Here is a 12,342-nt window from a genome sequence, read left to right on the forward strand (position 1 = left end):
TATCTAGTCTATTCACGTTTCAAATTCATGATTTTTTTCGTAATCATTATGTTTATAAAATAAAAAATCACCGTGCAATAATTTCACACGGTGATTTTCCTTAAGTTAAAATAAGAGATAGATAACGCCCAGCACCACGAATAGTCCGCATAATCCTATTAGTACTTTTGCTAATGTTTCCACAAACTCTCTCCCCTTATGATATTCCTGCCCCGATGACATAGGATAGCCCAATGGAAATAATCATCGAAATCAAGCCTACAGCCCGATTATCATTTTGAATTTCTTCATCAATTTTAAACTTTGGAGTTAAGAATTCAAAGATAAAGTAACCGGCCAGCAGCAGTACAAAGCCGTATATGCCCCAGCCAATCATGGAAAGCAATGAACTGTGGTCTTCAATGGTATGTCTAAAAATATTGGCAACGCCAAAAATTTTTCCACCGGTTGCCATTGCCACAGCCAAATTTCCCTTCTTTATTTCATCCCAATTTTTGTATTTCGTAACCATTTCGAAAACGGCTAAAAATACAATCATACATAAAATGACAACACTGTAATAGGCCGCTATTTGAATATATTCGTTTTCCCAGAACTGGTCCATTGCCTACTCTCCCCTGAATCTATTTTGCTAATCGGAATTTTTTCAACTTCCGAATGCATAAATTCAACTACTCCTCTGCCTTCGTCCTAGCGGACTTGTCAATCGGCGAGTTTTCATTTAAATTCAACGACGGTGACACCTGAACCGCCTTCACCGGCTTCTCCAAAGCGGATTTTCTTGACGGAACGATGGTTCCGCAAATACTCCTGAACTCCTTGTCTCAATGCACCTGTTCCTTTTCCATGGATAATGGAAACACGCGGATAATTGGCCAGCAGGGCATCATCAATATATTTTTCCACCTTTAAGAGGGCATCTTCATACCGTTCTCCCCTTAGGTCCAATTCAAGCTTCACATTTGAATCCCGCCCCCTAACAATCGCCAGCGGCTTCATTTCCGGTTGTTTTGTTTGAGAGGCACCGATATATTCTAAATCCTTTTCTCTAACCTTCATTTTTAAGATGCCTATCTGAACCTGCCATTCGTTATCCGAGACTTTATCCACCAGAATTCCGTTTTGGTTAAACGTAAGTACCTTTACCTCATCCCCTGGTGTGAAAGTATACTTTTTCGTTTTCTTATTGATGAGCTTATCCGATTTCTTGATTTCCGGTGCCGCGCCTTCTAGGCGCCTTTTTGCTTCAATTAATTCGTGTTCTTTGATATCAGCATGCTTTTCGGTCCGCATCTTGCGAAGATCACGAATTACTTGCTCCGCTTCTCTTTTCGCCTCTTCGACGATTACCTCCGCCTTTTCTGCGGCTTTCTCAAGCATCGAGTCCTTCTTCTCATAAAACTCGATCATTTGCTGTTGCAAGTCTTTGTGCAGCTTTTCAGCCTGCTTTAAATAATCAAGAGCCTCATCACGGTCGTTTTCAGCCTGACGTCTGCTTTCTTCAAGAGAGGCAATCATTTTGTCAATTTGATTTGTATCCTCGCTTACATGCGATCGTGCTGCCCCAATGACCCGCTCATTCAGGCCGAGCCGTTTCGAGATTTCAAAAGCATTGCTCCGGCCTGGGACGCCTAAGAGCAGCTTATAGGTTGGACTTAATGTTTCTACATCAAACTCTACACTTGCATTTAACACACCTTCACGGTTATAGCCGTATGCTTTTAATTCCGGGTAGTGGGTTGTAGCAACTACCCTTGCTCCTCGATTATGAACTTCGTCTAGAATGGAAATGGCCAATGCAGCCCCCTCCTGCGGGTCAGTACCAGCCCCAAGTTCATCAAACAGGACGAGGCTGTTGAAATCAACCCTTTCTAAAATGTCAACAATGTTCACCATATGTGAGGAAAATGTACTCAAGCTCTGTTCAATCGATTGCTCATCACCAATATCGGCGTAGACGGCCCCGAACACAGCCAGCTCAGAACCATCCAGAGCTGGTACCTGCAGGCCCGCCTGTGCCATCAAGGTGCATAGGCCGAGCGTTTTTAAGGTAACCGTTTTTCCCCCGGTGTTTGGACCGGTAATGACAATGGTCGTATAGTCTTTGCCGAGCATAATATCGTTCGCGACCACTTCCTCGATAGGAATTAAGGGGTGTCTTGCCTTATATAAGGAGATTCTGCCCTCATTGTTCATCGCCGGCATTGACGCTTTTATCTTTCGCCCATAGCGGACCTTTGCAAAAACAAAATCCAAATTGGCCAAAATCTTTACAATGACCTGAAGTTCACTCTCGTATTCTGCTGCCTTGGCGGAAAGCTCTATTAAAATCCGCTCAATCTCCAGATGCTCTTTCACTCGGATATCTTGGAGCTGGTTATTCAGCTGCACAATCACTTGGGGTTCGATAAATAGCGTCTGCCCCGATGAACTTTGATCATGAATAATCCCGCCATAATGCCCGCGGTATTCCTGCTTTACAGGTATGACAAAACGGTCATTACGAATCGTAATAATCGCATCGGAAAGCATCTTTTGAGCACTAGAAGAGCGAATCATGCTTTCCAGCTTTTCACGCACCCGCGCTTCGCTGGTACGAAGCTGATGTCTTAACGAACGAAGCAGTTCGCTTGCGCCATCAAGGACTTCACCGCTTTCGTCAATGGCCATTTTGATGGCCTGCTCGAGATCCGTTAGTGGTATAATTTGATCCACCTGATCAAGTAATATTGGAATTTCCGTCCGTTCCTCGGCAATTTCCTCCAAGAAACGCTTCATTTGGCGGCTTGTATGAATCGTGCTGGCAATCTGCACAAGCTCATGCGGGCTCAATACACCACCAATTACAGAGCGTTTTATGTGCGGCCGGATATCGTGAATGCCTGAGAGCGGTACATTGCCTTTTATACGTAAAACAGTTGCCGCCTCATCTGTTTCGGCTTGCAGCTTAACGACCTCATTGTAATCTGTTGAGGGCACCAAATTTTTAATTTTTTCTCTTCCAAGGGAGGAGGAAGCGTGCTCTAACAGCTGCTCCCTGACCTTGGTAAACTCTAAAACCTTTAAAACTCTATCTTGCATGAGGGCGAGCCTCCTTTTTTATCTATTATGCAGAAAATTAAGCAAGTCCTTTTTATCCAAGGCATTAATTACAGTTGATTTTTTAATCCAGCCTTTTTTAGCCGCGGACACACCGATTTCCATATGCTTTAATGTATCCAATTGATGAGCGTCGGTGTTAATTAATATTTTGACGCCAGCCTCCTGGGCTTTCCGTAAATGCTCTGCGGCAAGGTCAAGCCGGTTTGGATTCGCGTTCAACTCTAATGCTGTGTTCGTTTCTTTCGCCAATTGGATCAGTAGGTCCATATCCACTTCATAGCCCTCGCGACGGCCAATTTTGCGGCCGGTCGGATGGGCGATTAAATCAACATGGGCATTTTGCAGCGCGTTCTTTAGGCGCTCCATGATTTTTTCCTTTGGCTGTGAAAAAGCTGAATGGATGGAGGCGATCACAAAATCCATTTCCGCTAGAAGTTCATCCTCGTAATCCAGACTGCCGTCCGGTAAAATGTCCATTTCCACACCAGATAAAATCAAAAAGTCATCATATATTTCATTTAGCTTCTTAATTTCTTCTTTTTGCTGCAACAGTCTTTCGCGAGTTAATCCGTTCGCCACCTTCAGATACTGAGAATGGTCGGTAATAGCCATGTATTGATAGCCCCTGGCCCGGCAGGCCTCCACCATTTGTTCAATCGTATGGGCCCCATCACTCCAGGTCGAATGCATGTGCAGGTCGCCTTTGATGTCTTCAAGTTCGATTAATTCCTCATCGGCTTTGAATGTATCTACTTCTCGGCCATCCTCTCTCACTTCAGGAGGGATAAATGGAAGGTCGAAATGCTTGAAAAATTCCTCTTCGGAAGAGAAGGTGAGGATTTCCCTTGTTTCCACGTTTTCAACGCCGTATTCACTTATTTTTTCGCCGCGTTCCTTAGCTAATTGTCTCATCCGCACGTTATGGTCCTTTGAACCGGTAAAATGGTGCAGCGTTGTAATAAATTCCTCCGGCTTCACCAAGCGGAAATCAACGGATATATCATAATCAAATTCCAAGGTAACTGATACCTTTGTATCCCCCGCGCCAATCACTTCTTTAATATTCGGCAATTTTAACAGCTGTTCACGGACAGTTTCTGGCTGATCAGTAGCAATGATAAAATCCAGATCCTTAATAGTTTCCCGCATCCTCCGCAGGCTTCCGGCCCTTGAGAACCGGTCAATATTGTTGAATTTCCCCAGGTTCACTTCAACCCACTCCGCAATCGGAAGCATGTAAGCGAGGGGAAGCCGCTCTGGTCTTGTCCCCACGTTTGAGATTGCACTTAAGATTTTTTCCTCCGTCTTCTTTCCAAAACCCGCCAGCCCCTGTACTCGGCCGGCTTCACATGCTTCTTTTAAGCTTGATACATCGGTAATTCCTAATTCCTGATAAAGCTTGGAGATTTTTTTACCACCAAGACCTGGGATTTGCAGAAGCGGAATCAAACCTGGCGGAACCTCTTCCTTTAGCTCCTTTAAAACGGTGGAAGAACCTTCCTTTATGTATTCTTCGATAACAGCAGCCGTCCCTTTGCCGATACCGGATAGTGCTGTAAAGTCGTCTATTTCTAATAAACTTCGTTCGTCCGTCTCCAAAGCATTTGCAGCCTTGCGGAAGGCCGAAATTTTAAATGGGTTCTCACCCTTTAATTCCATATAAATCGCGATTGTTTCCAATAAACGAATGACTTCCTTCTTGTTCACTTCCATTAACTCCACCTGCCTTTAATTAACACATTTTCATTTTAACCTTTTTTCCAACAATAGAAAAACTTCTCTGCATTAGAGAAGTTCACGCAGCTTTATATTCGATCCACCAGTCCTTAATCTGCTGAGAAAGAACAGGGGTGTAATTCACAATCGCCTTTGCCATGAAGGAGCTATCTAGCATATTTTGGAAAATTTCAATTGGTAATAAGGCGCCAATATATAATACAATAAAGATAATTAAATAGACTTCCAAAAATCCTAAAATTCCACCAGCCCATACGTTCAACAGCCTTAGTACCGGTAAATGGGCGATAAAATCAAACATGGACCCGATAATCTGCATAATCACCTTTACAGCAAAAAAGATAATAACAAAAGCAATCGCCCGATAAAAGGCGGTCTCCATGTTTGCGGCATCAGTGATAATTTTTAATGCCGTATCCTCGCCAAGGTTTGGATAAGGAATCCAAAGGGTCAGTTTTGGTGCAAGATCATCGTAGTAAATATAGGCGGCGATGTAGGCAATTATGAACCCTGTTAAATGTACAAGCTGCAGGATAAAGCCTCTTTTCAGGCCGACAAAAAAACCAATAATTAAAAATAAAATAATGACTAAATCTAACATTGTTTTTATTCCTTTTCTTTTTGAAGTTCTATCGTCAGTCGTTCCATCTCTTCTTTTATTTTGATATAATCATTGACTGCGTTAACTGCTGTTAAAACTGCAAGTTTATTTACCTCGAGTCCTGGATTCTTAGAACTAATTTCGCGCATTTTAGCGTTGACCAACGATGCTACATAGCGAATATGACTCGCACTTTCCGTGCCTAAGATCACGTATTGTTGCCCGTAAATATCTACGGTAATTCTATTTTTCTGAGTATTCGACAATGTTAATGCCCCTTTCAGGAATCCTACACTATATCATAACATGAAAAGATTAAAGTCGAAAAGTTGTAATAATGAATATATTTAATAGAAATGTGGTGCTTTTAGTGGCAAATGTTGTTTTAGTATGTAATATGAATACCATTTTAAAGATGAAAGACTTTTACAGCAAGCATTTAACGGATAAGGTTCCGCCCGGAAGCGTGTTTGCCGCGAAAACTCCCGGTTGTGCCATTACCGCTTATAAATCGGGAAAGGTTTTGTTTCAGGGGAATGATTGTGAGAAGGAAGCGGGAAGATGGGGCGGGGCCGCTTCAGGAGCCGAGCCTGCCAAGAAGGCAGCCGGCAATGGAAAAATGACGTCTTCCTCTGCCAAGGCAGGGGCGGGGCTTCCGGCCGGTTTTAGTGAATGGTCTGTCATTGGCTCGGATGAAGTCGGAACTGGGGACTTCTTCGGTCCGATTACGGTTGTCGCTGCTTATGTACGGAAAAAGGATATTCCTTTATTAAAAGAATTGGGAGTTAGAGATTCGAAGGATTTAAACGATGACAAAATAATTGAAATCGCAAAGGTGATCAAGGATATTGTTCCCTTTAGCCTCATGACATTAAAAAATGAAAAGTATAATCAAGTTCAGGCGGCAGGAATGTCACAGGGAAAAATGAAGGCATTGCTTCATAACCAGGCGATTTTGAAGGTTTTAGAAAAAATTTCACCGGAGAAGCCTGACGCTGTCTTAATTGACCAATTTGTTCAGTCGGGAACTTATTATCAGCATCTTAAAGGGCAGAAAGCAATTGTCAGGGAGAATGTCTATTTCAGCACGAAGGCCGAGGGCATCCATTTAGCCGTGGCCGCGGCAAGTATTCTCGCCCGGTATGCTTTTATCCAATACATCGATAAACTCAGCGAAGCGGCCGGTTTTCGACTGCCGAAAGGGGCCGGGTCTCAGGTGGATGAGGCTGCTGCCAAGCTTATCTTGAAAAAAGGGCAAAGAGTGCTGCCGGGGTTTGTGAAGATTCATTTTGCAAATACGGATAAGGCGTTGGCATTAGTTAATAAAAAGAAGAAGTAAGATTTTAGGGAGGGGTTAAATTGAGATTAAGTGATGAAGAAGTTGCTTTAGTGCTTAATAATCTAACCGGCTGGAAACTGGACGGCAAGTTCATCGTAAAAAAGTACCGCTTTCAGGAATTTTTAAAAGGGATTGCATTCGTTAATGACATCGCCCAATTATCCGAAGAAAACAATCACCATCCATTCATATCGATTGACTATAAAATGGTCACTTTAAAAATAACCTCCTGGCATGCTGGAGGTTTAACCGACCTAGATATCTCCCTTGCAAAACAATATGACACCCTCTACGAGAAACACAACTAAACGCAAAAAGAGTATCCACGCCAATGGATACTCTTTTTTAATACTTATCCCCTTAAAACCGCACCTGCTTGCTCTTTTAATGCCTCAAGCACGCGCGCGTGAACCTTTGTTACCTCTTCATCTGTCAAAGTACGTTCTGGATCCACATATTTCAATGAGAACGCAATCGACTTCTTGCCTTCCTCCATCTTATCGCCCTCATATAAATCAAAGACATAAGCTTCTTTCAAAAGAGGTGAACCAGCTTTAACGATAATATCCTTCAACGTGCCTGACACCGTTTCTCGGTTTACCACAAGAGCAATGTCTCTTGTGATGGATGGGTAGCGCGGAATAGACTGATATTGCAGTACTTCCGTTTCTACACCAAGAACTGCTTTTAAGGATATTTCAAATACATAGGTATCCTTTAAATCTAAGTCTTTTTGGACGCTTGGATGCAGCTGGCCGGCAAAACCAATTTTCGAGCCATCTATCCGGATTTCAGCGGTGCGCCCTGGGTGCATGCCTTCTACTTGTGCTTGAACATATGAGACACGTTCTGTCAGACCTAGCTTTGCGAATAATCCTTCCAAAATACCTTTTAAAACGAAGAAATCAACAGGTTTCTTTTCGCCCTGCCAAGAATGATTGTTCCAAAGACCGGTAATCGCTCCAGCCAAATGCTCTTTTTCTTCAGGAAGAACTTCCACACCGTTGGATAAAAAGACATTTCCGGTTTCGTATACTGCTAGGCTGTCATTTTGACGAGCGCTGTTGTATTTCAATACTTCGAGCAGCTGTGGCAGGATGCTTAGGCGAAGTATACTGCGGTCTTCGCTCATTGGCATCGCTAGGCGAATGAAATCCCGCTTTTCCATAGCAAACTGAGATGCTTTTTCTTCACTTGTTAAAGAATAAGTTACGGCCTGGTACAGACCGGCTCCTTCTAAATAAGCACGGACGACACGGCGTTTCTTTTGGTATTCAGATAGCTTTCCTGGTGTTGTGGAACCAATCGGCAAGGTTTTCGGGATGTTGTCATAGCCGAATAGGCGGGCAACCTCTTCGAGTAAATCCTCTTCGATTTTGATATCGCCGCGGCGTGTTGGTGCCGTTACAGTAACCGTGTCACCTTCAACAGAAACCCCAAATTGAAGGCGGTCGAAGATGGCTTCCACATCCTTCATTTCAAGGCCGGTTCCAAGTACGCGATTGATTTTTTCAAGAGTAACTGAAACCACTGCCGGCTCAACAGTTAATGTATCAACCTCTGCTGCACCCTCTAACACTTCACCGCCAGCGTACTTAGCCATTAAGTAGGCTGCACGTTCACCAGCAACACGTACACGGTTCGGGTCTACCCCTTTTTCAAACCGGGCGCTAGCTTCACTGCGCAGGCCGTGATCTTTAGACGCTTTTCTTACTGTTGCCCCGTTAAAATAAGCTGCTTCCAATAACACAGTAGTCGTATCAGAAGTTACCTCAGAATTGGCACCGCCCATTACACCAGCAAGCGCAACAGGTTCTGTTCCGTTCGTGATCACTAAATGGTCAGCCGTTAATGTGCGCTCTACATCATCAAGCGTCACAAATTTCTCGCCATCGTTCGCACGGCGGACAAGGATTTCTTTTGAACCCAAACGGTCGTAGTCAAACGCATGAAGCGGCTGGCCATATTCGAGAAGAATGTAGTTTGTGATATCAACCACGTTATTGTGCGGACGGATTCCCGCAGACATTAAGCGGGTTTGCATCCACAGTGGTGACGGCCCGATTTTTACATTTTTAATCATTTTCGCAACGTATAGCGGATTATCCTCAGTCGCCTCGACAACAACCTTTACATAATCCGTTGCCTTTTCACTAAGCGGCTCTAGGCTTGTTTCCGGAAGCGTAACCTCTCTGCCAAGAATTGCTGCCACTTCATAAGCAACCCCTAACATGCTTAAGCAATCGGCACGGTTTGGCGTTAACCCAAGTTCAAGAACTTCGTCGTCGCGATTCAACAAGGCGAGTGCATCTGTCCCGACCTCTGCATCTGCTGGAAAAACAAAGATTCCTTCTGCGTATTCTTTAGGAACAATTTTCCCTTCCATGCCAAGCTCTTGTAAAGAACAAATCATACCGTTTGATTCTTCGCCGCGAAGTTTTGCTTTCTTAATTTTAAAATTGCCTGGAAGAACGGCACCAACTTTTGCAACAGCTACCTTTTGACCCTGGGCGACATTCGGCGCACCGCAGATAATCTGAACTGGCTCACCCTCGCCAATATCAACCTGACACTTGCTTAATTTATCGGCATTTGGATGCTGCACACGTTCTACTACATGACCAACCACAACACCCTTAATGCCTTCATTTAGGATTTCAACGCCTTCTACTTCAATCCCGCTTTTAGTAATTTTTTCAGCTAATTCATTTGCCGATACTCCAGTTAAGTCTACGTAATCCTGGAGCCATTTATATGAAACGAACATAATGTCAACCTCCTATTCTTCCACCGAAAATTGCTTTAAGAAACGAACATCATTTGTATAGAAATGACGGATATCATCAACACCGTATTTCAGCATCGCAATCCGCTCAGGTCCCATTCCAAAAGCAAATCCAGTGTATTTCTTTGAATCATAGCCAGCCATCTCAAGTACGTTTGGATGAACCATTCCGGCGCCAAGGATTTCAATCCAGCCTGTCTGCTTACAAACATTACAGCCGTGGCCGCCGCATACTTTACAGGAAATATCCATCTCAACGGAAGGTTCTGTGAATGGGAAAAAGCTTGGGCGAAGACGGATTTCACGGTCTTGGCCGAACATCTTTTTAGCAAATACATCCAACGTTCCCTTAAGGTCACTCATGCGGATATTTTCGCCTACCACTAAGCCCTCAATTTGCATGAACTGATGTGAGTGCGTCGCATCATCATTATCGCGGCGGTATACTTTACCAGGGCAGATGATTTTGATCGGACCTTTGCCGTTGTTCTTTTCCATCGTCCGGGCCTGAACCGGCGATGTATGGGTGCGAAGCAAGATTTCTTCCGTAATGTAGAAGGAATCCTGCATGTCGCGTGCTGGGTGGCCTTTCGGCAGGTTCAACGCTTCGAAGTTATAATAATCCTGCTCTACCTCAGGTCCTTCTGCTATTTCATAGCCCATTCCGATAAACAAGTCTTCGATTTCCTCGATGATTTTTGTTAATGGATGATGGTTCCCAACCTTAACAGGACGCCCTGGAAGGGTGACGTCAATGCTTTCAGAAGCCAATTTTTCTAAGACAGCTGCTTCTTCCAGCTGATTTTGCTTAGCTTCGATTTTAGCAGCGATGGCTTCACGTACTTCATTAGCGAGAGCTCCAATCACCGGACGCTCTTCCGCCGATAATTTGCCCATGCCACGCAATACCTCGGTAATCGGGCCTTTTTTCCCTAAATATGCAACACGGATGTCATTCAAATCTTTTAAGCTTGAAGACTGTTCCACTTTCTGAATTGCTTCAGCTTGCAATTCCTTTAAACGCTCTTGCATTTGGATTCCTCCTTAAATTTTTTATGTAAAAAATAAAAAAACCCCGCCCCCAAAAAAGGGACGAGGTATTAGATCGCGGTACCACCCTTGTAAACACGTATGTATACACATATTGTGTTCGCTCGATTCAGATAACGGCTGTAGCCGGGCGCATCTTTACATCTCCAATGGAAATGGTCCCGATGCCGACTCGGGAGGTGAACTTCTCCTGCCCTGTCCATAAAAGTGCTTTCAGTCGCGGCACTTTCTCCCTAAAAATGGCCATTTGACAAGATACTTTTCTCCGTCATTGTCTTTTAAATATCAACATTGTTCATTATTATATACTAATTTTTTGAGTGTTTCAAATTTATTTTTTCAAGTAATATAAAAGAATTCCTGCCGCAACCGCGACATTCAGCGATTCGCTTTTGCCGTAAATCGGAATATAAAGGTTGGCGGTTGTTTGGGACAGAAGTCCTTTATCCATGCCGATCCCCTCGTTGCCGACAATCAGGGCGAAAGCTTCACCGGTTGAAATATCAGTATATGCAGAAGCTCCTTCGAGTGCTGTTCCATATACAGGTATATTTTTTTCTTTCAGTTTTTTCGTCCATTCTTGAAGGTCGCCTCTTATGATTGGAAGGTGAAAGTGACTTCCTTGAGCGGAACGAAGAACCTTTCCGTTAAAGACATCGACGCTGCCTTTACCTACAATTACCGCATCAATTCCCGCCGCATCGGCTGTCCGAATCATCGTGCCGAGATTTCCGGGATCTTGAACAGCATCGATTAGGAGGTACGTTTTTGCATTTTTTAAGTCTGTTTTTTGATCGGCTTGCCGGCAGACAGCATAAATCCCCTGGGGGGTCTCCGTTTCCGATAAGGAATCGGCGATTTCCTCCGTCACCATGTAAATAGGTGTCTGCCCTGCATCGAGGCGCGGCGGCACACCTATTTTTTCAGAAATAATGATTTCTAAAACTTGTTCATCCTGTTTGAGTGCTTCTTCCACTAAATGAAAGCCTTCCACTAAAAATGTATCTGAGCGGTCCCGCTCTTTTTTCGTTAAAAGCTTTTTCCATTGCTTAACCTGCGGATTTTGCTGCGATTGGATATATTTCAATTCTGTTTCCCCTTTAAAAATTACTCTGATTTTTACATTATAGCCCATTTAAAATACATATTAAAACCAAAATTAGAAATGATAATAGATGAAAACTCGCTGATTGTCGAGTCCGTTAGGATGAAGACAGAAGCGTAGTTGAATTTATGCGTTAGGGAAGTATAAATTTGGGGAATTTTAAAATTCCCTATTAACTAAAGAATTTAAGGTTAAAGAAGGAGTGGCCCATTATGAATTTCAATTTGCGGAATGCTGTTATTCACAATGTTTCCAATAATACGCAAGACCAATTAGAGGATACCATTGTCGATGCGATTCAAAGCGGGGAAGAGAAAATGCTGCCGGGTTTAGGCGTTTTATTTGAAGTAATTTGGCAAAATTCATCTGAACAAGAGAAAAAAGAGATGCTTGGCACGCTTGAAAGCGGGTTAAAGCATTAAAAATGGGATTTTTAGCCGCCAGCCGATGGGTTGGCGGCTGTTTTTTTTGGGGAGGCAGGGTCTAACGGCGAATTTTCGGGTTCTATCAGCGAATTTGAGAAGTCTATCGGCGAATTTTTGGGTTTTATCAGCGAATCGCAGCATTCTATCGGCGAATCGGAGCATTCTATCGGCGAATCGCCAAATTACAAATAATCCCCG

At 43.5% G+C, this 12,342-nt stretch carries 11 protein-coding genes; 3 read left to right on the forward strand and 8 right to left on the reverse strand.

Annotated elements, in window-relative coordinates:
• Window positions 1-196: 196 nt before the first annotated feature.
• The 5 genes from V5M37_RS22780 to zapA form a co-directional block, all read right to left on the reverse strand.
• A complete protein-coding gene (locus tag V5M37_RS22780) occupies window positions 197-604 on the reverse strand; it encodes a DUF350 domain-containing protein (RefSeq protein WP_423799264.1) in 408 nt (135 codons plus the stop codon).
• Window positions 605-717: 113 nt separating this feature from the next.
• The gene (locus V5M37_RS22785; RefSeq protein ID WP_423799265.1) at window positions 718-3,081 is read right to left on the reverse strand and encodes an endonuclease MutS2; all 2,364 of its coding nucleotides are present in this window, start codon (window positions 3,079-3,081) and stop codon (window positions 718-720) included.
• An 18-nt stretch (window positions 3,082-3,099) separates the two neighbouring features.
• Window positions 3,100-4,815 carry a DNA polymerase/3'-5' exonuclease PolX gene (polX, locus tag V5M37_RS22790; RefSeq protein WP_423799266.1) on the reverse strand — a complete coding sequence of 572 codons (1,716 nt, stop codon included), beginning with the start codon at window positions 4,813-4,815 and terminating at the stop codon, window positions 3,100-3,102.
• An 82-nt stretch (window positions 4,816-4,897) separates the two neighbouring features.
• Window positions 4,898-5,440: a CvpA family protein gene (locus V5M37_RS22795; RefSeq protein ID WP_423799267.1), complete on the reverse strand. Its 543-nt coding sequence runs from the start codon at window positions 5,438-5,440 to the stop codon at window positions 4,898-4,900.
• Window positions 5,441-5,445: 5 nt separating this feature from the next.
• Window positions 5,446-5,706 carry a cell division protein ZapA gene (gene zapA, locus V5M37_RS22800; RefSeq protein WP_423799268.1) on the reverse strand — a complete coding sequence of 87 codons (261 nt, stop codon included), beginning with the start codon at window positions 5,704-5,706 and terminating at the stop codon, window positions 5,446-5,448.
• A gap of 104 nt (window positions 5,707-5,810) precedes the next feature.
• Between zapA and rnhC the strand changes: the two genes are divergently transcribed.
• Both rnhC and V5M37_RS22810 read left to right on the forward strand, forming a co-directional pair.
• Window positions 5,811-6,779, forward strand: a complete 969-nt coding sequence (gene rnhC, locus V5M37_RS22805) for a ribonuclease HIII (protein ID WP_423802669.1) — start codon at window positions 5,811-5,813, stop codon at window positions 6,777-6,779.
• A gap of 20 nt (window positions 6,780-6,799) precedes the next feature.
• A complete protein-coding gene (locus V5M37_RS22810) occupies window positions 6,800-7,087 on the forward strand; it encodes a 4a-hydroxytetrahydrobiopterin dehydratase (protein ID WP_423799269.1) in 288 nt (95 codons plus the stop codon).
• 44 nt (window positions 7,088-7,131) lie between these two features.
• On the opposite strand, the gene pheT is transcribed toward V5M37_RS22810, so the two are convergent.
• The 3 genes from pheT to V5M37_RS22825 form a co-directional block, all read right to left on the reverse strand.
• The gene (gene pheT, locus V5M37_RS22815; protein WP_423799270.1) at window positions 7,132-9,546 is read right to left on the reverse strand and encodes a phenylalanine--tRNA ligase subunit beta; all 2,415 of its coding nucleotides are present in this window, start codon (window positions 9,544-9,546) and stop codon (window positions 7,132-7,134) included.
• Window positions 9,547-9,558: 12 nt separating this feature from the next.
• Window positions 9,559-10,596 carry a phenylalanine--tRNA ligase subunit alpha gene (pheS, locus tag V5M37_RS22820; protein WP_423799271.1) on the reverse strand — a complete coding sequence of 346 codons (1,038 nt, stop codon included), beginning with the start codon at window positions 10,594-10,596 and terminating at the stop codon, window positions 9,559-9,561.
• 349 nt (window positions 10,597-10,945) lie between these two features.
• Window positions 10,946-11,701, reverse strand: a complete 756-nt coding sequence (locus tag V5M37_RS22825) for a TrmH family RNA methyltransferase (RefSeq protein WP_423799272.1) — start codon at window positions 11,699-11,701, stop codon at window positions 10,946-10,948.
• A 230-nt stretch (window positions 11,702-11,931) separates the two neighbouring features.
• On the opposite strand from V5M37_RS22825, the gene sspI reads away from it, so the two are divergent.
• The gene (gene sspI / locus V5M37_RS22830) at window positions 11,932-12,141 is read left to right on the forward strand and encodes a small acid-soluble spore protein SspI (protein WP_213119948.1); all 210 of its coding nucleotides are present in this window, start codon (window positions 11,932-11,934) and stop codon (window positions 12,139-12,141) included.
• The last annotated feature ends 201 nt before the right edge of the window (window positions 12,142-12,342 follow it).

The sequence above is a fragment of the Neobacillus sp. SAB-20_R2A genome (assembly GCF_049568635.1).
Taxonomy (GTDB): domain Bacteria; phylum Bacillota; class Bacilli; order Bacillales; family Cytobacillaceae; genus Neobacillus; species Neobacillus citreus.